Here is a 24,561-nt window from a genome sequence, read left to right on the forward strand (position 1 = left end):
GTGCCGGCCGGCCCCGCCGCCAACCCCTCGCGGGCACAAGGGGACCACCGGGCGAGGGCCCACGGTCGTACCCGCCCTCACGCGGCGCCCGTCGCGGCGATCACTGCCGCGAGGAGCAGGGCCTGCGCAGTGCCCGGCGGCGCGCGGGGCGCCGGAGCGGCGGCCGAGTGTCGCAGCCGGCCGCCACCGCGTCGCGCAGGATCTCGTCCCGCAGCCGGCTGCAGCAGCGGTCGATCAGGCGGGAGACGTGCATCTGCGAGATGCCGAGGTCCTCCGCTATGCCCCTCTGCGTCATGTCCCGGAAGAAGCGCAGATAGAGGATCCGCCGTTCGCGGTCCGGCAGCCCGTCCAGACGGGGCCTGACCGCCTCGCGGTCGATGACGACGTCGAGCGCCGGATCGGGGCCGCCCATCGCGTCGGCCAGCGTGTAACCGTCCTCGCTGCCCTGCACCTCCGCGTCGAGGGAGAGGGCACTGTAGCTGTCGAGGGCCTCCAGACCCGCCCCGGCCTCCTCCTCCGTCATACCCGCCTGCCGCGCGATCTCGGCGGTACTCGGCTCACGGCCGCCGACGGTCTGGTCGAGCTCCTGGCGGGCGGTGCGGACCCGGTTGCGCAGGTCCTGCACCCGTCGCGGCACGTGCACGGTCCACGTGTGGTCGCGAAAGTGCCGCTTGATCTCCCCGTTGATCGTCGGGACGGCGAACGACTCGAACGCGCCGCCGCGGTCCGGGTCGTACCGTTCCACGGCCTTCACCAGTCCCAGCGCGGCGACCTGGCGCAGATCCTCCAGCGCCTCGCCCCGGTTGCGGTAGCGCCCCGCCAGCCGGTGGGCCATGGGCAGCCAGGTGCGTACCAGTTCCTCCCGCAGCGCGGTCCGCTCCGGCCCGTCGCCGAGCCGGGCCAGCCGGGCGAAGGCGGCCGCCGTGTCCGGGGCGTCGTCGTGGGGATGCCTGCCGCTCCCATGTGTCTGCCTGCTCACTCTCAGCTCCTCGTGCGGTGCTGACGGTGTCGATCGCCCGGAGCCGAAGGCGGCCTGGGGCGTGCAGGGCACGCAAGGGCTCCGAAGCACGTGTGAGCGCCTGCCCGGGGGCCCTCCCGGCAAACGCCCGCAGAAGGGCGGGGCCGGACTCGAACGGCCTTCCGGATGGGGAAGACTGGACGGTGACATCCCGTTCGCACCACGGAAACGGAAGAGGCAGGGCTCAGTGACCGAAGCGCACCAGGACGCGGCACCCCCTCCCGGCACCTCGGCGCTGCGGGCCGACTGCGGTGACTGCTTCGCCCTCTGCTGCGTGGCACTGCCCTTCTCCGCCTCGGCCGACTTCGCCGTCGACAAACCCGCGGGCCGGCCCTGCGGCAACCTTCGCGACGATTTCCGCTGCGGTATCCACACCCGGCTCCGGGACGGCGGATTCCCCGGCTGCACCGTGTACGACTGCTTCGGCGCGGGCCAGAAGGTCTCCCGGGTGACGTTCGCGGGGCGGAGTTGGCGATCGGCCCCGGGCAGCGCCTGGCAGATGTTCGACGTCTTCCCCGTGATGCGCCAACTGCACGAGCTGCTGTGGTATCTGACCGCTGCTCTGGCGCTGCCGCCCGCCCGTCCGGTGCACCCGGCTGCACGTGCTCTCCGCGATGAGATCGAGGCGGTGACACTGCGGGACGCCGAGGAACTGCTCGGGACCGACGTCGCCGCGCTGCGCGGCCGTACGGGCGAACTGCTGCTCAGGGCGAGCGCGCTGGCGAGGGCCGGGGCCGGGCCGGGCCGGGGGAAGAACCGCAGGGGGGCTGACCTCCTCGGGGCCGGGCTCGCGGGCGCCGACCTCCACGGCGCGGATCTGCGCGGAGCCTGCCTGATCGCCGCCGACCTCCGCGGAGCCGATCTGCGTCTGGCCGATCTCCTCGGCGCCGACCTCAGGGACACCGACCTCTCGGGTGCCGACCTCACCGGCAGCATCTTCCTCACCCAGCCGCAGCTCCAGCAGGCGAGGGGAGACGCGGCGACGCGGCTGCCGTCCGGACTCCACCGTCCCGCGCACTGGATAGCCTGAGCGGGCCCTCGGGTCGTCCGGTTGCGGACGACCCGCCCGGCGTCCGCCGGTGACGCGACGGACCGACCGACGGATGCAGCGGAAACCGGGCGGGGCCCGGCGGACGCCGGGCGGCGCTGTCGCCGTACCGGTCCCCGCATAACGGGCACACGGACGGGTACGTTCACCGCCGGACAGGGCCGGACCCCGGCAGCGAGCCGGCGCCGGAGGCTGACGACCCGCGCCGGAGGGCACGCAGGGCCCACCCGCCCGGCCCGTCCCGGGACCCGAGGCCGTGCCCGCGCGAGCCACCCGCGCCGACTCCGGCGCGGGAGCGCGGATCGTGGACGCCCGGCGTGGGTCCTATGTGCCCGCCGCGTCGAGGAGCACCTGGGCCAGCTCGTGCGGTCGGGAGAACATCGGCCAGTGCCCGGTGTCCAGCTCGACCAGCCGCCAGTGCTCGCCGCGCAGCAGTCGGGCCACATCGGGGCCCGGCTCCTCCCCGTCGAGCAGGCACTTGACGTACGTCGCCGGCAACTCGCCGAGCGCCCGTCCGAGCACCGCCGGTTCGGTCAGCGTCGCGCCGGGGTGCGGAGTCGCTCCTGCGACGAGTCGCCCCGCCTGCTCGTCACCGAGCCCCTGCCCGGTGCAGTCGGCCGTGGTCAGCGGTGCCCAGAAGCCACCGGTCGCGGCTATCGAGGCCTCGATGGCCGCCCGGCCGTCGGGCCACGAGGACACGAACGACTCGCCGTCCACCGGGACGTTCGAGTCGACGAAGACCACGCGCCGCAGCCGGTCGCCGATCCGCTCGGCGGCCTGACCGACCGGGATCCCCGAGTAGCTGTGTCCGACGAGCACGACATCCCGCAGGTCGTGCTGCTCGATCGCGTCGACGACGTCCTGGACGTGGGTCTGCTGCCCCGCCGGCACGCCGCTCTTCTCGGCGAGGCCGGACAACGTCACCGGACGTACGCCGTGACCGCCCGCACGCAGCTCCGGTACCACGTCGTCCCACGCCCACGCACCGAGCCAAGCGCCCGCCACCAATACGAAGTTCACCATGCCCGCACCGTAGCGAAGGGGTACGACAATCGAGTCCGGCCCGCGTCCGGCCCGCGTCCGGCCCGCGTCCGGCCCGCGTCCGGCCCGGCCGGCCCACCGGGTCGCCCGGGCCCGGCACCCGTTCGCCNGCCGGCCCACCGGGTCGCCCGGGCCCGGCACCCGTTCGCCCGGCCGGTCCACCTGCCCGGCTTCGCCGTCGGGTTCCGCGGCCGGACCAGCGGTCTCCGGACCGTGCCTCCACCGCGTGCGGCGAGGGCCGCCCGCCGGTTCAGCGGCCGGGGTACGGAGGCGCCTCCGTGATGTCGAGGAAGACCTGGTCCGCCTCCGGCCAGCGGTCCAGGACCGCCGCCTTGATCCTCTCGCTCACGAGTTCGATCTCCTCGCTGTCCAGCCCCGGCGCCAGATCGATCCTGGCGGCGAGGAGCACGGAGTCGACCCCCAGACGCATCGTCAGCAGGGCCGCCACGTTGTCGATCTCCGGCTGCTCGTCCAGCATGGCGCGGACGGCGCGGCGCATGCCGGGATCGACGGCGACACCGATGAGGAAGTCCCGCGCCTCGCGCCCCAGCCGGTACGCGACGTACACCAGCAGCAGGCCGATCGCGAGGGACGCCGCCGCCTCCCACGCGACCCTGCCGGTGACCAGGTGCAGTCCCATGCCGGCCATTGCGAACAGCACCCCGACCACGGCGGCGCCGTCCTCCGCGATCACGGTGCGGTGCGCGGGGTCCCGGGCCTCGTCCCCCTCCCTGCGGTACTGGTAGAGCGCGCGGACGAGCGACGTCCCCTCGGCGAGCAGCGCGACGCCCAGCACGGCGAGCCCTGCCGCGTAGTGTCCGGCGGACACCGGCCGGTCGCCCTCGCGCAGTGCCTCGAACGCCTGGAAGAACGAGAAGCAGCCGCCCATGACGAAGATGCCGACGGCCGCGAGCAGGGACCAGAACCAGCGCTCCTTGCCGTAGCCGAACGGGTGCCGGCGGTCGGCCGGCCGACGGCTGCGGCGCAGGGCGGCGAGGAGGAAGATCTCGTTGAGGCTGTCGGCCACCGAGTGCGCCGCTTCCGACAGCAGCGCGGGCGACGACGCCAGGAGACCGCCGACGGTCTTGGCCGCCGCGATGAGGAGGTTCGCGGCGAGCGCGACGAGAACGGTCAGCCGGGTCCTGCGGTCCGAGCGGTGCCCGCGTCCGCCGTGCTCCCGGTTCACGACCACTCACCCCCGGGGCCGGTCCGGCGACCGGCACGGACGGTTGTGGTGCTCATGGCTCGCGGGTACCCCGTACCACCGCCGGCAGACACCGGCACGGCCGGAAGGGGCACTCACGGGTCCGTCGGCGGGCCCGGGTGCCTCAGTGGGCGACGACCCTCTTCACGAGCAGCTTCACGGCCGCCGCGATGGACTCCGCGTCGATCCCGGCGGCGTGCAGTTGCTCCTCCGGCGTCGCGGAGAGGGGCATGTCGCGTACGGCGAGGCGGGCGAGCCTGGGCGCGGGACGCCCGTCCGAGAAAGCCTCCGCGACCGCGTCGCCGATCCCGCCCTCGGGCCGGTGGTCCTCCACCGTGAGGACGCAGCCCGTGGCCCCCGCGGCGTCGTTGAGCGTGTCCACGTCCACGGGCTTCACCGAGTACAGGTCGACGACCCGGACCGGAATGCCGTCCGCCGCGAGCGCGTCCGCCGCGCGCAGGGCCTCGTGGACCGTCACGCCCGCGGCGACGATCGTCGCCTTGTCGCCCCCGCCGCCGCGCAGCACCTTGCTGCCGCCGATCGGGAACTCCTCGTCGGGACCGTAGATGACGGGCGTCTCGCCCCGGCTGGTGCGCAGGTAGCGGACCCCGTCGAGATCCGCCATGGTCGCCACCAGCCGCGCCGTCTGGTTGGCGTCGCACGGGTACAGCACCGTCGACCCGTGGACGGACCGGAGCATCGCCAGATCCTCGAGGCCCATCTGCGAGGGCCCGTCCTCGCCGATCGACACGCCGGCGTGCGAGCCGACGAGATTGATGTCGGCACGGCTCACCGCGGCCATCCGGACGAAGTCGTGGGCGCGGGTCAGAAACGCGGCGAACGTCGAGGCGTACGGCACCCAGCCGCACGTCTGCAGGCCGACCGCCCCGGCCACGAGCTGCTGCTCGGCGATGTAGAACTCCAGGTACCGGTCGGGGTGTTCCTTCCCGAAGTACTCCGTGCGCGTGGAGTCCCCGACCTCGGCGTCGAGCGCGACGACGTCGCCGCGCGCGGAACCCAGCGCCGCCAGGGCGCGCCCGTAGGCGGTACGGGTGGCTTCCTCCGTGCCGGTCTCGAACCGGGGGAGTTCCAGCCGTCCCAGGTCCCGGTCGCGCCGGGCGCCCGTCGCGGGCGGCGGCTCGACCTGGACCGTGACGCACCGCGGGCCGCCGAGTTCCTCGATCGCCGCCTCCGCGTCGGGAAGCGGCTTGCCGTGCTTGCCCTCCCGGTCCTCGACGGCGGCGACACCGCGGCCCTTGCGGGTGGCCGCGATGACGGCCGTCGGTCGTTCGTCCACCTCGACCGCCTCCGTGAGGGCCTTGTCGACGGCCTCGACGTCATGGCCGTCGACCTCGACGGTGTGCCAGCCGAACGCCCTGAGCCGCCGCGCGTAGGCGTCGAGGTCGTGCTGATGGCGGGTCGGCCCGCGTTGCCCGAGCCGGTTGACGTCGATGATCAGCTTCAGATTGGCCAGTTTCTCGAAGGAGGCGTGTTCGACGGCCTCCCAGACGGAGCCCTCCGCCATCTCGCTGTCCCCGGAGAGCACCCAGACCCGGTACGGGAGGCGGTCGAGGTACTTGCCGCCGAGGGCCATGCCCACCCCGACCGGCAGCCCTTGGCCGAGCGAGCCCGTGGCGACGTCCACCCAGGGCAGCCGCGGCGTCGGATGGCCCTCGAGACGGCTGCCCCGCTTGCGGAACGTCAGCAGTTCCTCGTCGTCGATCGCGCCCGCTGCCTTGTAGAGCGAGTACAGCAGCGGCGAGGCGTGGCCCTTGGAGAAGACCAGCCGGTCGTTGGCCGGGTTCTCCGGGTCGGAGAAGTCGTAGCGCAGATGGTGGGCGAGGAGCACGGCGGCGAGATCCGCCGCCGACATCGAGGACGTCGGATGCCCCGAGCCCGCGGCATCGGCCGCCCGTACGGAATCCACCCTCAACTGCCGGGCCAGTTCGGTCAGTTCTTCGTTGCGCATGTCACTCCGTTCGCAGGCGGTCCGGTGACCGGTTCGCGTGTCGTCGTGCGGCCGTCACTTCCGGTTCCGGCCGGGCAGCCGGGCCAGTTCGGGCGACGAGGTGTCGAGCGGCACCGACCAGGAGCTGACGAGGCCGAGCTGCACCGCCTGGCGCGGCAGCGCGGCGTCCAGCAGCCAGTCGGCGGCCACGCGTACCCGGTTGCCCGGCATCGCCGCCAGGTGGTAACCGCGGGTCACCGCGCCCGCGAGCGGTCCGGACAGCGGAACGCCGAGGGGGTTGGCCGCCGCCTGGACACCGCCCAGGTCGACGGCGAAACCCAGGTCGTGGTGGCGGTAGGCGCGTGCGGTGCCGTACCCGAGCGACGCCGCGACGTTGTTGGCCGCCACGTCGCCCTGCCGCGTCGCGTGCTGCGCGGTCATCGGGGTCAGCTCGTAGCCGGTTCCGTTCCCGTCGTCCGCGCCGTCGCCGCCCGGCAGCGGGCGGGTCAGATCCGGTACGGCGGCGGCGTCCCCGCAGGCGAACACGTCGGGATGGCCCGGCACGTTCAGCTCGGCGGTCACCCGCAGCCTGCCGCGGTCGACGGGCAGCCCGACGTCGGCCACGAGCGGATCCGGCCGCACACCGACGCACCACACCAGGGTCCGGGTCGGGACGAACTCGCCGTCGTCCAGCAGCACCCCGTCGGGCGTAGCCTCCTTGATGGAGGTACCGGTGCGCACCTCCACGCCCCGGGCGCGCAGCACCCGGTCCGCGGTCTCGGACAGCCGCCGGTCGAGTTCGGGGAGCACCCGGGGCGCGATGTCGAGGAGCAGCCACCGCGGCCGGGTGTCCGGAGAGCGCCAGGCCGGGCCGAACGGTTCCTCCGGCCGCGACATCTGGGCGTGCAGCTCGTCCGTGAAGATCTTGCCCTGCGCCGCCACCTCGGTGCCCGTGTACCCGGCGCCGACCACGACGAAGGTGCAGCGTGCCCCGCACTCGTCGGCGTGCGGCGCCGCGCCCGCCATCTCGACCTGCCGGACGACGTGGTCGCGGAGGTAGAGCGCTTCGGGCAGTCCGCGGAAGCCGTGCGCGTACTGGCTCACGCCGGGGACGGGGAGCAGCTTGTTGACGCTTCCGACGGCGAGTACGAGCCGGTCGTACGCGAGCTCCCCGGGCGAGCCCTCTGGGTCCGTGTAGTGCAGGCGGCGCCCGGCGAGGTCGACCCGCGTCGCCTCGCCCAGCACGAGCCGCACCCGCGGGAGGGTGCGCACGAGGGAGACGGTGACCCTCCGCGGCTCCAGGATCCCGGCGGCCACCTGGGGCAGCAGGGGGAGATACAGAAAGTAGTCGGTGGGATTGAGCAGAACGATCTCGACGCGTTCCCTGGCCAGGGAACGGGACAGGGCTCGGGCCGTACGGTGGCCGGCGAACCCGGCTCCGACGATGACGATCCTGGTCACGCCGTCCCGCTGTGGCCGTGACCGGCCCTGCCGGGGCGTGGTGTGCGGGGCCTGCGCGTGAGGGGTCCGGATGTCGTCGGCCTGCACGGCGAATCGCCTCCCGTGGGGAAGTAGGGCATGCGACGGACGGGACGTTCCGAGTGCCCTGCCGGCGCGGTGCCAAACGCCGCCGTCGCCGCCGTCGGAGAACGTCGTCGCAATAGCGTCCGTACAACCAGCCTCCCCCCGTCGAACTGTCGCGGCCACACGAAATTCGCATGGATTCGCACACTGCTTCAGTCCGGAACAATCACATCGCGCAAAAAGCGGTCCACGCGCCCCACCTGTGGTTCCGATTGCCATACTGCTCACGTTCGCAGAACAGATGTGCTGGCGTCGGCCCTCTCGGCCGGCCTTCCCCGAGGCGGCCGGGACGACCGCGACCTGGGGTTCCCCCCGCCACTTGTCGGCGCACACCCACGGAGAGAAGTGATCGATGGCCCCCGAACTCTCTGGCGGCATCGGCGGAGACGCCGCCGCTCTCGCGCTGAAAATACTGGTCGCCGGCGGGTTCGGCGTCGGCAAGACGACGCTCGTCGGAGCGGTCAGCGAAATCCGGCCACTGCGCACCGAGGAACGGCTCAGCGAGGCGGGCGAGAGCATCGACGACACCGGCGGAGTCGACCAGAAGACGACCACCACCGTCGCCATGGACTTCGGGCGCATCACGATCCGCTCGGGACTGTCCCTCTATCTCTTCGGCACACCCGGTCAGGACCGCTTCTGGTTCCTGTGGGACGAGCTCTCGCAGGGCGCGCTCGGCGCGGTGGTCCTCGCGGACACCCGCCGCCTCGAGGACAGCTTCCCGGCCGTCGACTACTTCGAGCACCGGCGCATCCCGTTCGTCGTCGCCGTCAACTGCTTCCCGGGCGCGCGGACCTACGGGGCGCACGAGGTCTCCCGCGCGCTGGACCTCGACCGGGGGACGCCGGTCGTGCTGTGCGACGCGCGCGACCGTGATTCGGGGAAGGAGGTGCTGGTCCGGCTGGTCGAGTACGCCGGACGGATGCACACCGCCCGGCTGCTCGACTCGGTGGGGTGAGGAAGGCGCGGGTTGGGGCGGTGGAGGCCGCGGGCCCGTGGGCGGGGCGCGGTCGGGTCAGACGTCGTCAGCCGGCGACGTCCGCCACGGCCCGGACCTTCTCGACACGTACCCGGACCAGCAGTTCTCCGGGCACCCCGTTGCGCGCACCGTACTCCTCGGCGCGGTCCTCGCCCATGTAGCGTGCGGCGATCCGGGTGGCCCAGTACCGCAACTGCTCAGGGTCCTCGCCCAGTTCCGCGCGGCCCTGGACGACCACGAACGAGAACGGCGGACGGTCGTCCTCCACACAGAGGGCGACTCTGCCGTCGCGGGTCAGGTTCCGGCCCTTCACCGTCTCCTTCCCGGTGTTGAAGACCACGTCGTCACCGTCGAGGAGGAACCAGACCGGTGCGATGTGCGGGCCGCCGTCCGCGCTGACGGTCGACAGTTTCGCGGTGCGGGTGCCCTGGGACACGAACGCCCGCCATTCGTCCTGAGACATCTTTCTCGCCATGGGAACCATCCTCGGACGCGACCCGTGGTGAGGGAAAGCCAACTCTCCGCTGCCGTGCGCCCTTGATGACTCCTTGCCGGGACGGGGACAGTGCGCGAGGCTTACCCGCGACACGGGGGAACGCGAACACACGAACGGGGAGGAACGCCATGGCAGCGGACAAGGGGCTCGACTGGCTCCTGGACGACCTGACCAAGAGGGTCTCGTACATACGGCACGCGCTCGTCCTGTCCAACGACGGCCTGGTGACCGGGGCGAGCACGGGACTCGCCCGGGAGGACGCGGAGCACCTCGCCGCCGTCTCCTCCGGACTGCACAGCCTCGCGCGCGGCTCGGGCAGGCACTTCCGTGCGGGCCGGGCGAGGCAGACCATGGTGGAGTTCGACGACGCGATGCTCTTCGTCACCGCCGCGGGCGACGGCAGTTGTCTGTGCGTGCTCAGCGCCGCGGAGGCCGACGTCGGCCAGGTCGCCTACGAGATGACGCTGCTGGTGAACCGGGTGGGAGAACACCTGGCGGTGGCCGCGCGGCAGCCGGGGCGGATCACGGTCGCCGAATTCTGAGGCCCGCGCCTCAAGGCCCTGCGCCGCGCCCGGCACCTGTCCGGGGACCGTCGCCCGGGACCGCCTGACGGCCGTGGTCGTGTCCGCACGTCGTGGCCCGGGTCGGCGGTTGTCCACAGGCAGAGCGAGAACGTGCCACACGGGGTTACGGTCGTCACTGAGAGTGTTCGTCTGTACGGGGGAGGTCGCGATGAGCGACGACATGACCGCAGGCATGCCCAGGACGGTCACGGGCGCGCCCCGGCGCGGGCCGACGGTGGACCGGCCCGGCGTCGCGGCGGGTCCGGAGCGCGTTACCGGTCACGCCGGCCGTGGAAGGGTGTCCACGGACACCGTGCCCCGGGGGCGCGCCGCGGTGGCCCTGGAGCTGAAGCGGGGCGAGTTCGAGCTCGCGGTCCAGCTCGGCCATGTCCGTACGGCGCCGGGCGGCAGCCCGGGGCGGAGGCGGGTGCCCCGGGAGGAGATCACGCGACTCCGAGAGGCCGTCGGATTTCCCGAGGTGCTGCGCGAGCGGGTCCGGACCCTCGGTTCGGTGGATGCCGCCCGGCTCGTGTCCACGACCGCCGTCCGCTTCACCGGACTCGCGCGGACCGGGCACCTCACTCCGGTCCGCCTCCGGCTGAACCGCTACAGGGCCGTCGTGTGGCTCTATCTGGCCTCCGAAGTCCGGGAGTTCGCCGACAGGAATCCCGATCTGCTGGTGGGGAAGCTGCCGTCGAGGCTTCGCGCCGGACTCGACGAGGGCGAGGACTGGCGTGCCCGCAACTGGCGAGGACGCCACCTCGGCACCCTGCTCCGGCTGGCGGACGACCCCTGGGCGCGCGCGGCCGCCATCGCATCCCTCCTCGATGCCTCCCCGCTGGCGGAGGTCGTGGACGACCCGCACGAGCGGGCGTATCTGGAACGTCTGCGCCCGGAACGACCCTTCGGTCGCACGGAGTCGTCGGCCGTGCGCGAGATCACGGACCGGCTCCTGCTGGCGGAAGCTCCCGAAGAGATCCTCTGGCACCGGATGAGTCTGACGTTGTCCCTGGACGAGGCACGTGCCTCGCGCCCGGCGCCTCGCCCGGCCACCGGCCGGCTCCGCCCCGGCGCTCCTTCTGCCGGCGGTCCGCTCCGGCCACACCCGAGGGACGCCCCACCCGGTGTGGGTCGGGACGGCCCGCCCGGAGCCGGCTCCGGGCGGGCTTCCGGAGCACTGCCCCGGCCCCGTTCCGTCCCGGAGTCCCGTACCGGACCCGAGGTACGCGCCCTGTCGGAGGCCCGCCCCAGGCCCGAGGCCCGTTCTCGTGCCCAGGCCACGGTTCCTCGGCGGTCCCCTTCCGGCGGGGAGGCCGCTATGCGGCTGCCGGCCGGCCCCGCTTCGAGGAGTTCCGGGCGGCCCCGGTTCCGGGCCGACGGGAGTCCCCGTCTCCCCTCGGACGGGGACGGGGACGGGGCGGCCCGGCATCGCGCGCCGTCCGGGCGGGCGCCCAAGCGCTGCCGGCCCGGTGGGGCCGGCTGACGGCCTCCCCGTCACACGCGGCTGACGGCGCGTCATGAACGGTTCCGCCGGGGAGGCCGTCGGCGTCCCGGGGCCTACCGCTGTGACTGGGTGCCGCCGGCGGTGCCACGGGGCACGACGCTCGACAGGACCGAGGGCAGTGTGTGCCAGTCCGACGAGACCACGCTCGCGTGCCTGCCGGCCAGCAGAGCGACGCGGTCGCGGGCCTGTGCCTCCGTAGGGCTGGTGCTGTCGATCGCGGGCGGCACGCTGTGGGCGCTCGTCATGAGGACGAGGTAGTGGTTCCGGTCGTACCACGCGGTGTCGATCGAGCCGCCCGCGTAGAGGGAGGCGCCCCCGTCGAAGACGACGAACCACGGGCGGAGGGAGGCGTCCGAGTAACGGCCGCGCGGGTCGCCGGCCTGCGCACCGAGTACGGCGGGGAACGCCGAGGCCTCGGGCAGCCGGCCGGCCGAGGCGAGGTTCCGCAGATGGGTGGCGTACTCCCGGTCCGTCCACAGCGTGTCGAACGGGTTCCCCTGCTCGACCGTGCCGGGGATGAGTTCGACGATGAACTTCCCCGCGAGGTCGGTGCGGGAGGGCCAGCCACGCGCGCGTACGGCGGTGTCCAGGTCCGGGTGACCCGCGGCCAGCTCGGCGGGCCGGTACAGCGCGTCACCGAGCCTGGCGGTGAGCAGTGCGTCCAGCGCGGCGGGGCCCCGGCCGTACTTGTTCTGGAAACCGTCCTTCATCTCGACCTTGAGCAGGATGGGTCGGTGTCCGGGGTTCGCTTCGTGCCAGGTGCGGATGTCGGAGAGGCAGCCGCTGAGATCCCTGTTGCGGGACTTGGTGCGCAGCTCGGCGGCGGTCGAGGCGTTCACACAGTTGTTGTCGTTGCCCACCGGATTGTCGTGGGCCACCCGGAAGGATCTGCCGAACACATTGGTCCACACGTCGATTTCGAGCATTCCCGCACCCGAGTCCAAGGCGTCGGCGAAATAGGGGTACTTCGCCTTCTCGTACGCGTTGTGGACGCCGACCGAGGTCGTCGACGAGTACGCCGGTTCCGTCACCTCGGTGCCCGGCGCGGCCGCCGCGGGTGCCTGTGCCGGTACGAGGGCCAGACCCAGTGCGGCGGCGGCGACTGATGCCGCTGTCATGCGCGAGAGCTTCCTCATGGTCCCCTGCCTGTGTCGGAAGTGGAGCAAATCCACGGCAGGGTAGGGGAGTTGGGCGAAGGATGGGAGATGTCCAAGCGGCGAAGAGGGAATCTTCCGGAACTTCCCCGTGATTCCGGGGGTGAGCGAGTGGCGGCCGTGCGACGGCTGGGAGCGCACGCGGTGGACGGACGCGTCCGTGCCCGCCCACCGCGTGCGGCCACCGGGTGTCCGTGGACGGGGAGGAGGCTCGTGCCGCAGGGGCCGCGTCCGCCCCGAGTCCCGTCGTGCCCGGTGCGTCCCTGCGCCGGTCGTGCGAAACCCGCCCGAGCGGTCCAGACCGCGGAACCCCAAGACCCCAAGGCTCCTGAACCCCTGAACCCCTGAACCCCGACCGCGCGAGCGCTCGGGTTCGCGCGCTTGCCGGTGGCGTGGCACACCGACCCGGCCCCGTCGCCCGAGCGAGGCCCGATTCGCCCGCCGTCCCGGTCGCACGGCCCCGACCGGGGTCGCCGGCGTGCGGACCGGGGTCGCGGCGGGCACGATGGCCGCATGCTGCTGGCCCGCCTCGCCGATGTGTCCCGGCAGATCGCTGCCGAGCCGTCACGCACCCGGAAGATCGAAGCCCTGGCGTCCCTGTTCCGCGACGCCCGGCCGCAGGAGGCCGGGCTCGTCATCTCCTATCTGGCCGGACGGCTTCCTCAGGGGCGGCTCGGCGTCGGCTGGAGCGTCCTCGGCCACCGGCCCGAGCCGGCCGGGGAGCCCGTCCTGACCGTCGAGGAGACCGACGCTGCGTTCACGGCACTCGCCGGCGTCGCGGGGCCCGGTGCCCAGGCGGAGCGCAGGCGGCTCGTCGGCGGTCTGATGGCCGCCGCGACCCCGCCCGAGCAGGAGTTCCTGTTGAGGCTGCTGACGGGCGAGGTGCGCCAGGGCGCCCTCCACGCGGTGGCACTCGAGGGCGTCGCCAAGGCGGTCGGCGCACCGGCGGGGGACGTCCGGCGGGCGGTGATGCTCGACGGTTCACTTCCCCGGGTGGCCGAGGCGGTACTGGCGGAGGGGCCGGCGGTACTCTCGTCCTTCCGGCTCCGTGTGGGACATCCCGTACAGCCCATGCTCGCCCACACTTCGGCGTCGGTGGCCCAAGCGGTCCGGGCTCTGGGCGCCTGCTCCGTGGAGGAGAAGCTCGACGGGGTCCGTATCCAGGTCCATCGCTCGGCCGGGGAGGTGCGTGTCCACACGCGGTCGCTCGACGACATCACCACCCGGCTGCCCGACGTGGTGGAGACGGTGCGGGAGCTGCCGGGGGACCGCTTCATCCTCGACGGCGAGGTGATCGCACTCGACCCGGCGGGCAGGCCGCTGCCCTTCCAGGACACCGCCTCCCGTGTCGGTTCCCGCACGGACGTGGCCGCCGCCACCGCGGCGGTCCCGCTGTCACCGGTCTTCTTCGACATCCTCGCCGCGGAGGGCAGGGACGTCCTCGATCTGCCCGGGCGCGAGCGCCACGCGGAACTGGCCGCGCTGGTTCCCGAGGCCATGCGGGTCCGGCGGTACGTCGTCGAGGATCCCGCGTCCCCCGTCCAGCTGGAGGGCGCCGAGGGTTTCCTCGCCGCCACGCTCGACCGCGGCCATGAGGGCGTCATGGTCAAGGGACTCGACGCGCCCTATGTGGCGGGGCGTCGCGGCCGCTCCTGGCTCAAGGTGAAGCCCGTGCACACGCTCGACCTGGTCGTGCCGGCCGCCGAGTGGGGCCACGGCCGCCGCACGGGACTGCTGTCCAACCTTCATCTGGCGGCACGGGGCGCCGACGGGGGGCTCGTGATGCTCGGCAAGACGTTCAAGGGGCTCACCGACGAGATGCTCCGCTGGCAGACGGAGCGGCTGCTGGCGCTGGCGGTGGAGGACGACGGCTTGGAGGTGCGAGTCCGGCCCGAACTCGTCGTCGAGATCGCCTACGACGGTCTGCAGCGGTCTTCGCGCTATCCCGCCGGCGTCGCGCTGCGGTTCGCCCGCGTCCTGCGCCACCGTCCCGACAAGCCGGCGGCGGAGGCCGACACGATCGAGGACGTCCTGGCGGCCACGCCCGTGGTGCTTCCGTCGGAGGGCTGACGCGCTGAGACGTGCTGCCCGGAGCAGCGGGGAGGAGGCGCGTCGAGGAGGAGATGGCCCCGGCCGGTCGGGGGATGCCGGCCGGGGCCGTTCACGGGGTGGGCGCACCGTCACCGATGGTGCGGTCTGCGACCACGCCTATATGAACGATAAACCATCTTAGAGCGTTCCTCGAAATTCCGTCGAGAGCTGATCGGGCCTGCTCCCGGTCCTCCCGGTCGCTCCGCTCCTCGAACGGTTTCCGGCACCGAGGGCCCGTACCCGAGATCCGCCGCCGACCGCGTCCGGGGAAGGGCTCCTGAGGCCGGGGGCTGCGGTGCGGTCCACGGTGGCCGGACTTGCGTTCGAGGGTGGTGATCGTGATGGGATGAGTCGATGCGACCCCCCACACGCATGACCGCGCATTCCCGCAATCCGTATGAGGAGCTTGCCCAACTGGCCGACCCGGAGCCGGAGTTCGCCGAGCACGGTGATTCCGCGGCCCGCGCGTACGGTGGTGCGCCCGCCCGCGGCATCCCGTCGGACGAGACGCCCGACGAATGGTCGCCGCCCAACCATCGCGGCAGGAGCCGGTTCGGAGCACTTCCGGTGGCGCTGAAGCTCACCGTCGGCGCCGTCGTGTGCGCCACGCTCCTCTGTGCCGGCGACCGGCTGACCCTCGCCTACGCCGAGGACAAGGCCGAGGAGAGGATCCGCGACTCGCTCGGTCTCGGCGCGCGCCCGGACGTCGACATCGCCGGCTTCCCCTTCCTCACCCAGGTGCTCGGACAGCGGATCGACCGGGTCGGCGTCACCCTGCCCGACGTGGCCGCCGACAAGGTCTCTCTCGCGGAGGTCCACGTCACCGCGCGCGACGTCCGGATCGTCGGCGATCTGCCGAGTTCCCTGCGGGGCGCCGTCGTCGACCGCATGGACGGCGACGTCCTGCTCTCCTTCGACGACCTGAACCGTGAACTCGGCTCGTCCCGGGTGAAGTTCACCAGAGCGGGTCCGGGCGTGGTCCACATGGCCGGGTCGCTGCCCGTGGCCGGCAGGGAGATCACGGTCCGGGCGGAGGCCCGCATCGAGCGGGACGGGCAGCGGGCCGTGTCGACCACCGTCGAAGGGATGCGGCTCGACGTCCCAGGGCTGTTCAGCTACCGGCCTGGCCAGGACCCCGGGCACTCCGGCCTGCACCTCCACCGCGAGGCCGCGGCGCGCATCAGCCGTGAGGCCGCCCGCGTCAGGGCCCTGCTGGCCCTGCCGGCCGTGGTGAAGCGGCTGGGGCTTCCCGAGTCCCAGATCGAACGCGCGCTGCGCAGCGAGAAGGAACTCAGCCGGCTCACCGGAACGCCGCGCTTCCTCCAGCGGCTGATGAAGGTCAACCTCGTCGATGTCGTCGTCGACCATCCCTGGCTGCTGGAGAAGGCCGGCATCGATCCCCGGCTGGTCGGCGCCCTGCTGGAGCTCCGGCCACCGCAGCTCTCCGACCGGCTGTCGCTGTCGTTCGAACTGCCGAGGACGACAGCCGGGGACATCCGGCTCGAGGACATCGCCGTGGAGCGCGAGGGCATCCGTGCCGACCTGACGGGGACCGGTCTTACCTTCGGCAAGCACTCCGCCGGCCGCCCTTCGGCCACCGGGCCTGCCGAAGCCGGCCCCGGCCACGGCCGCCCCACCGGCCCAGACCGCGAGAGCCCGGCCCCGACCGCCGCCTCCGGCGTGCCCTCAGCCGTCGAGGCCGGTGCGGGGCGCGATGCGGTGGTGGAACGCGACCGCCCCGGGGTCGACGACCGTCACCCCTCCGTCGACGGTCAGCGTGGCGCCGTTGACGAACGAGGCGGCGGGTGACAGAAGCCAGGCGACCGCCTCGGCGACCTCGGCCGGATCGCCGGGCCGGCGTGCGGGGATGAGCCGGGCGGCTTCCTCGTACGCCTTCTCGGTGCCGTCGGCGGAACCCGCGCCCGGCAGTCCGGCCTCCTCGGCGAAGCGCGCCATGCGCCGGTCGGCCATGTCCGTCCGTACCCAGCTCGGGCAGACGGTGTTGGCCCGCAACCCTGCGGGCCGTAGTCGACGGCGACGGAACGGCACAGCTGCAGCAGCGCTGCCTTGGACGTCGCGTAGGCGGCGTTGGCCTGGCCGTTGCGCAGTGCGGACACCGAGGCGACGGCCACGACGGCGCCGCGTGACCGGAGCAGATGGGGGAGGGCCGCGCGGAGGAGCAGGAACGGGCCGGTCACATTGGTCCGCATGACCGCCTCCCAGTCCTCGTCCGGCAGATCGCCGACGGCACCGCTGCGGGCGATGCCCGCGTTGAGCACGACGCCGTCCAGGCGACCGTAGGCCGTGACCACCGCCTCGACCAGCCCCTCCACCGCGTCGCGGTCGGCCGTGTCGGCGGCGTGTGCCAGTGCCCCCGTCTCCCGCGCGATCTCCTCCAGCGGGCCGGGGCGCCGCCCGGAGACGGCGACACGATGGCCGTCCGCCCGCAGCCTGCGCGCGGTGGCGGCGCCTATGCCCGTCCCCCCGCCGGTGACGAGGTGGACTCCGCACTCGGCAACTCCTCGATCGATCATGGCTCCTGACTCTACGCGTCACGGTCCCTGCACGGCGGCACCGTACCGGCGCACTCGTCCCGGGAGGCGCGCACCCTGCCGGCCGCCCGGGCGGACCGGTCCGAAGGCATGGCGATACTCGTCCGGGACTGCGTTCGTACACCAGGCGACGGTCGGCCGGGTGTCCGGGCGGATGAAGTGGCAGCTGCTTCGAGCCGGTCGTCGCCGTCGGGGGAGGGTAGGCGGCGATGGCGGGCCGTGGAGGCCGCTGCCGCTCCTAGAGCCGATCTGATGGGTCGTGGTGCGGGTGCGGGTGATGAGCCGGTGGTCAGTGCAAGTCCACCTGGAAGGCGTGACGGTGGTCAGCGGGGCAGGTGAAGATGCGCAAGTCTCCCCACCGGCCGACGACAACCTCTGTCTCGTCGTCGCTGGCCACGGTGAACAGGAGCGTCATGGCCGTGCCACAGTCACCGCAGGGAAGGACTGTGGGGTGCGTCAGGTGCCAGGTTGGCCAGCCGCCGAGTTTCCAGCCGGCAAGGCAGGTGATGACGTCACCGCCGTCGCCGGTCTCGCGGACCAGTTCCTCCAGCCGCGGACGGAGTTGTGCCGGCAGCTCCTCACGGAAGGGGAAGTCGGTCACGTGCCCAGCGGTGATGGCGCACGGCTGGGGCAGGTAGCCGTCCTCGTCATAGCGCGAGGGAGACGGCGGGGTCGTCAACTGGCTGGTCACGTCAGCGGCCCGACGCCATCGAACTTCGATCACAGGGCTGACGTCTGCCTGCTGGGCCGGAGGATCCCAGTGTTCATTGGGACACCAAAGAATCTGCAGGAGGTCGATGCCAGCGGGCCACCAGGGTCCCGGCGCGTCGCGCCGGAAGATCTGTGCGACCGGCACCATGGCCGTGGCAGGCACACCGGCGGGGCTGCCTTCGTCGGGCAAGGAGCACTCGGGCCACGGTTCATCATCCGGCCATAGCAGTGGTCCGCCGATCGAACTGCTCCGGCAGTCCGGCTCTGCCCGCTCGGGACGGAGCACGGCTGCTTCGCGCGCGTGGGGGGCGAGTTCGGGAAGCACGGCGAGTATCGCTTCGATCGACGGTCTGAGGGTGCGCGTCATCGTGCCTTCCGGTCAGCTGGTCGTTGAGCGCTCGCAGTGTATGGGCCTGCTGTGACAGCGTCCCACTCGCGGATCATGAGCGGAGCCACAGCCGAATCGCGGCAGCCGTGACAGTGCCGTGATGGATGTACGCCCGCTTCTCGTACCCGGCCGTTGCAGCGCGGAAGCCCTTGAGCGCCAGGACGGTTCGCTCCGCTTCATTTACGTGCCGTCCGCCGATCAGCGCCTATGCCTGTCGTAGATCGTCTTCCAGCTCCCAAAGCGCGCGGGAAGGTCACGCCGTGGCACACCGGTCCGGAGCCTGAGGAGGATCCCGTTGATGACGATCCGATGATCCTTCCACCGGCCGCCTCTGCTAACAGCCTTCGGCGGATGCCCTTCCAGGCGAGACCAGTCGCGGTCTGACAGATCACCCCTCCCCACGCCGAACAAAACGGGGGAACGCAAGCCTCGGTCACCGACCCATCGGACGGGCTCTGGCCGTGCAAGGGGACGTTCACCTGGACGGTGAGCTTGTCGGCGTCCGGGCTGCGGGGGCGACGCCCGCCCGCCGGTGGCGTCATCGACAGGGCGGGTGGCGAGGTAGACGAACATGCCGCCGTGCTGCGGAGCGGCCTCGAACCAGCGCACGGTGGGGCCAGCCAGGCGGAGGTCACCGGCGGCGGCGTCCCCAGACGGCTTGCCACTCTATTCTCCCCTGAGGGCCCTGACGGCCCTGACGGGCGGATCAGCCCGGGGCCGGGCGTGCCCGTACGTGCATCCGCTCCCCCTGCGGCCCGAACAGCGACAGGAACTCCACGGGCCGGTCTCCGGCGTTGGCGAAGCCGTGCGGCGTGCGGGTGTCGAACTCCGCGGCCTCGCCCGCGCCGAGAACGAGGTCGTGCTCGCCGAGTGCCACCCACAGCCGTCCGGTGAGTACATAGAGCCATTCGTAGCCCTCGTGCACCTTCTGCTCGGGGCGCGCGCTTTTGTCCTTCGTCCGCGGCGGCACGATGTGCTTGTAGGCGTGCATACCCCCGAGGTAGCGCGTCAGCGGTACGTACGTCTGCCCGTTCCGGGTGAACGGGCGCTGCCGGATGCGCGCGTCACCGACGGCGGGGGCGTCGACCAACTCGTCCAGCGGCACGCCGTACGCCTGAGCCAGCGGCAGCAGCAGCTCGAGTGTGGGCTTCCGTCCGCCGGACTCCAGCCGTGACAGGGTGCTCAGCGAGATCCCGGTCGTCTCGGCGATCTGGGCCAGCGTGCTGCCGCGCGCCTGCCGCAGGGCCCGCAGCCGAGGTCCCACGGCCGTGAGCACCTCGTCGAAATCGTTCTCCGCCATGGATCCATTTGCCGCTATGGCAAACGGATTCGTCAAGTGGAGACTGTCCGGAAAAGGCCGCCCGGGCGTGCCCGTCCGGGCGGCCGAGGACGCTTGGATGGTCCCCATGACCGAAGCAGCCGAGCACGACGCACCCCTGGACCCCGCCCTGCGGCGGATGATGCGGACCAACGAGGCCAACTGGGACGCCCGCACCCCCGTGCACCTGGCCAGCGCGTTCTACGGGCTCACGGGGAAAGGGCAGCGGGACGCCGACCCCGACCGCTGGTTCGGCGACTTCGAATGGGTGGATCTCGGCGATCTGAGCGGCCGTGACGTGCTGCACCTGCAGTGCCATATCGGCACCGAGACGCTCGCCTTCGCCCGGCGCGGCGCCCGCACCACCGGGCTCGACATCTCCGGGGCGTCGGTCGCCGCGGCCCGCCGCCTCGCCTGCGACGCCGGTCTTCCGGTCGACTACGTCCAGGCCAACGTCTACGACGCGGCCGAAGCACTCGGCACCGAACGGCGGTTCGATGTCGTCTACACAGGCAAGGGCGCGCTGTGCTATCTGCCGGACCTCGACCGCTGGGCCGCCACGGCCGCCGCGCTGCTGCGCCCCGGCGGCCGGCTGTACCTCGTCGAGTTCCACCCGCTGCTGGGCTCCCTCGGCCCCAAGCCCGCGCCGGGTGAGGGCTCCGAACTCCTGCTGCGCCACGACTACCTGGGCGGACGCGGCGCGATCCGCCGGGACTCGACGTACACGTACACCGACGGGCCGGCCGTGCGGGGGACGACCGAGAGCTTCGAGTGGATGCACGGGATCGACGAGATCGTCAACGCCGTCACCGGGGCCGGCTTCGGGATCACCAGGCTGCGGGAGAGCGACGAACTCCCCTGGCCGCGCTGGCCGGAGATGGTTCGCACGCCCGGCGGCTGGTGGCGGCTGCCCGACGGCTCGCCCCGGATCCCGCTGCTTCTCGCCCTGCTCGCGACCCGCACGGACTGACGGTCAGCGCCGTCGGCGCCGGACGGCCACGGCCACCGCGGCGGCGGCCGCCACGGCCAGTGCCACCGGGACGATCCTCCTGGTGACCGGCAGGCCCGCGGTCCGCAGGAGATCGATGGGCTCGGCGGCTTCGGCCGGCGCTGCCTCCGCACGCGCACCGGCCCCGGCCGGGCCGCCGGGTTCCACCACGGCAGCCGCAGGTGCGGGCGGCTCCCCGGCTCCCGCTACTGCGGGCCCGGCCGCGGCCGGGCCGGCCCCGGCACCCGCGCGGGGCGCCCCGGCGAGCTGCTCGGACAGGCAGTCCGCGAACCGGCCCACGAGCCTGTCGCCCACCTCGGCCATCACACCCCGCCCGATCTGGGCCGGCCGGCCGGTCACGGCGAAGTCGGTGCGCACGGACACGGCCGTCCCCTCGTCCGACGCGGTGAGCCCGGCCGTGACGGTCGCCCGTGCCGTCCCCTGCCCCCGCATCTCCTTGCCGTTCGCCTTCAGCACCATCCGATGTGCCGTCTCGTCCCTCTCCTCGAAGACGGCGGTGCCCCGGTACGTCAGCGTGACCGGGCCCACCTTGACCTTCACGGTGCCGGTGACCTTCTCGCCGTCGAACTCCTGCACGGTCGTGCCCGGCAGGCAGGGCGCCACCCGCTCGATGTCGAGGAGTGTCCGCCACGCCTCCTCGACCGGTACGGGGACGGTGAACTCGTGCCGCAGTTCCATGCTCAGCTCCGTTCCTCGTCACACTCCGGCGGACCCCGCCCTCGTCCCGGCGCCGCCGGGACCCGACCCGGCCGGATGGATCGCGCCGGCCGTCTCCGTCAGCGGCGCGCCGCTCCCGCCCCACCGCAGTGCCACGATCTCCGCCGCCACGGACACGGCGACCTCCTCGGGAGTGCGGGCCCCCAGGTCAAGGCCGACCGGCGAGCGCAGCCGGGCCAGTTGCTCCTCGCCGAGCCCGGCCTCGCGCAGCCGCTTGGCGCGGTCGTCATGGGTGCGGCGGCTGCCCATGGCGCCGATGTACGCCGCCGGCCGGCGCAGGGCCTGCTCCAGCAGCGGCACGTCGAACTTCGGATCGTGCGTCAGTACGCAGACGACCGTGCGCGCGTCGGTCTCGGTCCGGTCCAGATAGCGGTGCGGCCAGTCCACGACGACCTCGACGCCCTCCGGGAACCGCTTCGGCGTGGCGAACACCGGACGCGCGTCGCACACCGTCACCCGGTAGCCGAGGAAGTCGCCGATCCTGGCGACGGCGGCCGCGTAGTCGATGGCCCCGAACACCAGCATCCTCGGCGGCGGAGCGAACGAGTGCAGGAAGACCGCGACGTCGTCCTCACGTCGCTGTCCCCGCGGCCCGTAGTGTCGTACACCGGTCGAGCCCTGCGCCAGCTCACCGCGCGCGTCGGCCACGACGGCGGCGTCCAGCCCCTCGGAGCCGAGCGACCCGGCCACCTCGTCCGCCCACACCGCCAGGGTGGCTCCGCGCGGTGCGGGGCCGTCGGTCACGGTCGCTACCGTCACCGGACGGTGCGCGGCGACCGAGTCGGCCACCGCCCCGAACACCGCGTCGGTGGCCGGCGAGACGGCCCGCACCAGCAGTGTGATCTCACCACCGCAGGTCAGCCCGACCGCGAACGCGTCCTCGTCGCTGTACCCGAAGGTGTGCAGCCGCGCCGCACCGTCGGCCAGGACCTCCTGCGCCATCTCGAAGACCGCGCCCTCCACACAACCGCCGGACACACTGCCCACGACCTCGTCGTCCGGGCCCACGGCCATCGCCGCGCCGGGCCCGCGCGGCGCGCTGCGGCTCACCGACACGACCGTGGCCAGTCCGAACGGCTCGCCCTGGGCGTACCAGCGGCTCAGGGCGGGCAGGATCTCACGCATCCTCGGCTCCTCTCACCACCGCGGCGAGGTGCTCCAGCGCCGCCAGACTGTGTCCCTCGACGAACGCGTCGACGCTGGGCAGGGCCGCCGCCATCCCGGCCGCCAGTGGCGCGTATCCGGGCCGGGCCTTGCGCGGATTGGCCCACACGACCCGGTGCGCCAGCCGGTGCAGCCGCCGCATCTGGGCGGCGAGGAGAGCCGGATCGCCGCGCTCCCAGCCGTCGGACAGCACCACGACGACGGCGCCCCGCGCCATCCCGCGCTGGCCCCACCGGTCGAGGAAGGCCCTCAGCATCTCGCCGAGCCGGGTGCCTCCGCGCCAGTCGGGGACGGCGGCGGCGACCGCCGCCAGCGCGGTGTCCGGATCTCGGTGCCCCAGCGCGGCGGTCACCCGCGTCAGCCGGGTGCCGATCGTGAACACCTCCGTGGCCGCCCTCGACGCCGCGGGACCGCCGTGCGCCGCGGCGTGCGCGAACCGCAGCAACGCGTCCGCGTACGGGGCCATCGACCCGCTCACGTCCACCAGCAGCACCACCCGGCGGGGGCGTTCGGCACGCGCCCGCCGGCGCAGCCGGGCCGGCTCCCCGCCGCGGCGAAGCCACTCCCGCACCGTTCGCCGGGGGTCGACGACACCCCGCCGGGCCGGGCGCAGCCGTGCGGAGCGACGCGGCTCGCCCCGCAGCGCGAACGCGGCCAGCAGTCGCCGCACCTGCTCGCGTTCGGCGGCCGTCAGTGCTGCGACATCGCGATGTCGCAGCACATCCACCGGACTGGCGAGGGACGCCGCCGCGGCCGGCCGCCGGTCCTCCTCCCCGCTGCCGCCGGGGACGCGGTCCGTCTCCCGTACGGCGAGCCGCGGCGGCGGGGCGGCCGGCGGCAGCGGCCGGGCGCGCGGCGCCGGAGGGCGGTCGCGCGGCCCGAAGTAGACGCCGAACACGCGGTCGTAGCGGTCGAGGTCGTCCTGGCCGCCGCACAGCGTGAGCCTCCCCGCCCAGTACACGTCGGTCCGCCGCCGAGGTCCCAGGACGTCGAGTGCCCGCAGGAACGTCTGCACCCGGTCCGGCCCGGCGTCCAGTCCCGCGGCGCGCAGCGCGCGCGCGAATCCCACCAGCACCGCGGTACCGCCGTCCAGGGCCGCCATCCGACTCACGCCCCCGCCGCCCGCAGCGCGAGGATCGCGGACAGGTCCATGGACCGGGCCCGCTCCGTGTCCTCCCGGTACTTCAGCACCGAGCCGAGCGTCGCCACGGCCAGCTCCGCATCCAGCTCCGTGGCTCCCAGCGCGTCCAGCGCCTCGGCCCAGTCGATCGTCTCGGCCACTCCCGGCGGTTTCACCAGCTCCTCCGACCGCAGGGCCTGGACGAGGGCGGTGACCTGCTCGGCCAGCCTGGCCGACACCGCGGGCAGCCGGCTGCGGACGATCGCCAGCTCCCGGGCGAAGGCGGGGTGGTCGAACCAGTGGTACAGACAGCGCCGCTTGAGCGCGTCGTGCACCTCTCGGGTCCGGTTCGACGTCAGCACCACCACGGGAGGGGTTTCGGCGCGCAGCGTGCCCAGTTCGGGAACGGTGACCGAGTACTCCGACAGCAGCTCCAGGAGGAACGCCTCGAACTCGTCGTCCGCCCGGTCCACCTCGTCGACGAGCAGTACCGAGGGCTGGGTCCGCAGCGCCTGCAGCAGCGGCCGTTCGACGAGGAAACGCCGGTCGTACAGTTCCGCCTCCAGCCGGTCCACGTCGGTGACCCCGGCCGCCTCCGACGCGCGCAGGTGCAGCAGCTGCCGCGGGAAGTCCCAGTCGTACAGGGCCTGCGAGGCGTCGATCCCCTCGTAGCACTGCAACCGGATCAGCGGCGCTTCCAGCATCCTGGCGAGCGCGCCGGCGAGCGAGGTCTTTCCCACGCCCGCGTCACCCTCGCAGAACACCGGGCGGTGCAGCCTCAGCGCCAGGAAGCAGGCGGTGGCGAGGCCCTCGTCCACGAGGTAGCCGACCTCCTCCAGCCGCCGCCGCACCTCGTCCGGCCCCCGGGGAAGGACGGCGGTTGCTCCGGCGACCCGTCGCGCCCCGCCGTCGCCGGCCTCCCCCGCGGGCCCTGTCGCCGTCTCGCTCATCG

Annotated in this window: 20 protein-coding genes and 2 pseudogenes; 7 read left to right on the plus strand and 15 right to left on the minus strand. The window is 73.2% G+C overall.

Features of this window, described 5'->3' with window-relative positions; all coding sequences use genetic code 11:
• Positions 1–100: 100 nt before the first annotated feature.
• On the minus strand, positions 101–985 hold the full coding sequence (locus tag QMZ92_RS04840) for an RNA polymerase sigma factor SigF (RefSeq protein ID WP_502961990.1): 885 nt from the start codon (positions 983–985) through the stop codon (positions 101–103).
• A 220-nt stretch (positions 986–1,205) separates the two neighbouring features.
• Here QMZ92_RS04840 and QMZ92_RS04845 point away from each other — a divergent pair, with 220 nt between their 5' ends.
• Positions 1,206–2,048, plus strand: a complete 843-nt coding sequence (locus QMZ92_RS04845) for a pentapeptide repeat-containing protein (RefSeq protein ID WP_283295986.1) — start codon at positions 1,206–1,208, stop codon at positions 2,046–2,048.
• 342 nt (positions 2,049–2,390) lie between these two features.
• Here the strand turns inward: QMZ92_RS04845 and QMZ92_RS04850 are convergent, their stop codons facing one another.
• From QMZ92_RS04850 to QMZ92_RS04865, 4 genes are all read right to left on the minus strand, one after another.
• Positions 2,391–3,089: an alpha/beta fold hydrolase gene (locus tag QMZ92_RS04850; RefSeq protein WP_283295987.1), complete on the minus strand. Its 699-nt coding sequence runs from the start codon at positions 3,087–3,089 to the stop codon at positions 2,391–2,393.
• A gap of 268 nt (positions 3,090–3,357) precedes the next feature.
• A complete protein-coding gene (locus QMZ92_RS04855) occupies positions 3,358–4,299 on the minus strand; it encodes a cation diffusion facilitator family transporter (protein ID WP_283295988.1) in 942 nt (313 codons plus the stop codon).
• A 136-nt stretch (positions 4,300–4,435) separates the two neighbouring features.
• A complete protein-coding gene (locus QMZ92_RS04860) occupies positions 4,436–6,280 on the minus strand; it encodes a transketolase (protein ID WP_283295989.1) in 1,845 nt (614 codons plus the stop codon).
• Between the two features lie 54 nt (positions 6,281–6,334).
• Positions 6,335–7,720: an NAD(P)/FAD-dependent oxidoreductase gene (locus QMZ92_RS04865; protein WP_283295990.1), complete on the minus strand. Its 1,386-nt coding sequence runs from the start codon at positions 7,718–7,720 to the stop codon at positions 6,335–6,337.
• Positions 7,721–8,195: 475 nt separating this feature from the next.
• On the opposite strand from QMZ92_RS04865, the gene QMZ92_RS04870 reads away from it, so the two are divergent.
• Positions 8,196–8,801, plus strand: a complete 606-nt coding sequence (locus tag QMZ92_RS04870; protein ID WP_283295991.1) for a GTP-binding protein — start codon at positions 8,196–8,198, stop codon at positions 8,799–8,801.
• A gap of 67 nt (positions 8,802–8,868) precedes the next feature.
• Here QMZ92_RS04870 and QMZ92_RS04875 read toward each other — a convergent pair whose 3' ends face one another.
• Entirely contained in the window at positions 8,869–9,297 is a 429-nt protein-coding gene (locus tag QMZ92_RS04875; protein ID WP_283295992.1) for a PPOX class F420-dependent oxidoreductase, read from the minus strand.
• A gap of 149 nt (positions 9,298–9,446) precedes the next feature.
• Between QMZ92_RS04875 and QMZ92_RS04880 the strand changes: the two genes are divergently transcribed.
• Positions 9,447–9,860, plus strand: coding sequence for a roadblock/LC7 domain-containing protein (locus QMZ92_RS04880; RefSeq protein WP_283295993.1), 414 nt, complete (start codon positions 9,447–9,449; stop codon positions 9,858–9,860).
• A 319-nt stretch (positions 9,861–10,179) separates the two neighbouring features.
• On the plus strand, positions 10,180–11,364 hold the full coding sequence (locus QMZ92_RS04885; RefSeq protein ID WP_283295994.1) for a DUF6397 family protein: 1,185 nt from the start codon (positions 10,180–10,182) through the stop codon (positions 11,362–11,364).
• A 74-nt stretch (positions 11,365–11,438) separates the two neighbouring features.
• On the opposite strand, the gene QMZ92_RS04890 is transcribed toward QMZ92_RS04885, so the two are convergent.
• A complete protein-coding gene (locus tag QMZ92_RS04890) occupies positions 11,439–12,521 on the minus strand; it encodes a phosphatidylinositol-specific phospholipase C domain-containing protein (protein WP_283295995.1) in 1,083 nt (360 codons plus the stop codon).
• Between the two features lie 531 nt (positions 12,522–13,052).
• Here QMZ92_RS04890 and QMZ92_RS04895 point away from each other — a divergent pair.
• Together QMZ92_RS04895 and QMZ92_RS04900 are read left to right on the plus strand one after the other, a co-directional pair.
• Positions 13,053–14,609: an ATP-dependent DNA ligase gene (locus tag QMZ92_RS04895; RefSeq protein WP_283295996.1), complete on the plus strand. Its 1,557-nt coding sequence runs from the start codon at positions 13,053–13,055 to the stop codon at positions 14,607–14,609.
• Between the two features lie 393 nt (positions 14,610–15,002).
• Positions 15,003–16,439 carry an LmeA family phospholipid-binding protein gene (locus QMZ92_RS04900; protein ID WP_283295997.1) on the plus strand — a complete coding sequence of 479 codons (1,437 nt, stop codon included), beginning with the start codon at positions 15,003–15,005 and terminating at the stop codon, positions 16,437–16,439.
• On the opposite strand, the pseudogene QMZ92_RS04905 reads toward QMZ92_RS04900, so the two are convergent.
• From QMZ92_RS04905 to QMZ92_RS04920, 4 genes and pseudogenes are all read right to left on the minus strand, one after another.
• Positions 16,332–17,164 (minus strand): annotated as a pseudogene (locus tag QMZ92_RS04905) (SDR family NAD(P)-dependent oxidoreductase); the annotation flags it as partial. The gene QMZ92_RS04900 and the pseudogene QMZ92_RS04905 sit on opposite strands and share 108 nt — an antisense overlap.
• Positions 17,165–17,471: 307 nt before the next feature.
• Positions 17,472–18,260, minus strand: coding sequence for a hypothetical protein (locus QMZ92_RS04910; protein WP_283295998.1), 789 nt, complete (start codon positions 18,258–18,260; stop codon positions 17,472–17,474).
• 222 nt (positions 18,261–18,482) lie between these two features.
• A pseudogene (locus QMZ92_RS04915) lies at positions 18,483–18,683 on the minus strand (transposase); the annotation flags it as partial.
• 304 nt (positions 18,684–18,987) lie between these two features.
• Entirely contained in the window at positions 18,988–19,581 is a 594-nt protein-coding gene (locus QMZ92_RS04920) for a helix-turn-helix domain-containing protein (RefSeq protein WP_283295999.1), read from the minus strand.
• A 106-nt stretch (positions 19,582–19,687) separates the two neighbouring features.
• Here QMZ92_RS04920 and QMZ92_RS04925 point away from each other — a divergent pair, with 106 nt between their 5' ends.
• Positions 19,688–20,569, plus strand: coding sequence for a class I SAM-dependent methyltransferase (locus tag QMZ92_RS04925; protein ID WP_283296000.1), 882 nt, complete (start codon positions 19,688–19,690; stop codon positions 20,567–20,569).
• Between the two features lie 3 nt (positions 20,570–20,572).
• Here QMZ92_RS04925 and QMZ92_RS04930 read toward each other — a convergent pair whose 3' ends face one another.
• The 4 genes from QMZ92_RS04930 to QMZ92_RS04945 are packed head-to-tail and all read right to left on the minus strand — an operon-like array spanning position 20,573 to position 24,559.
• The gene (locus QMZ92_RS04930) at positions 20,573–21,286 is read right to left on the minus strand and encodes an SRPBCC family protein (RefSeq protein WP_283296001.1); all 714 of its coding nucleotides are present in this window, start codon (positions 21,284–21,286) and stop codon (positions 20,573–20,575) included.
• An 18-nt stretch (positions 21,287–21,304) separates the two neighbouring features.
• Complete coding sequence (locus QMZ92_RS04935) at positions 21,305–22,450, minus strand: XdhC family protein (protein ID WP_283296002.1); 1,146 nt, start codon at positions 22,448–22,450, stop codon at positions 21,305–21,307.
• Positions 22,443–23,591, minus strand: a complete 1,149-nt coding sequence (locus QMZ92_RS04940; RefSeq protein ID WP_283296003.1) for a vWA domain-containing protein — start codon at positions 23,589–23,591, stop codon at positions 22,443–22,445. Before QMZ92_RS04940 ends, QMZ92_RS04935 begins: the two co-directional genes overlap by 8 nt.
• 5 nt (positions 23,592–23,596) lie before the next feature.
• Positions 23,597–24,559 carry an AAA family ATPase gene (locus QMZ92_RS04945; protein ID WP_283296004.1) on the minus strand — a complete coding sequence of 321 codons (963 nt, stop codon included), beginning with the start codon at positions 24,557–24,559 and terminating at the stop codon, positions 23,597–23,599.
• Between the last annotated feature and the right edge of the window lie 2 nt (positions 24,560–24,561).

Source organism: Streptomyces sp. HNM0645 (genome assembly GCF_030056615.1).
Lineage (GTDB): Bacteria > Actinomycetota > Actinomycetes > Streptomycetales > Streptomycetaceae > Streptomyces > Streptomyces marianii.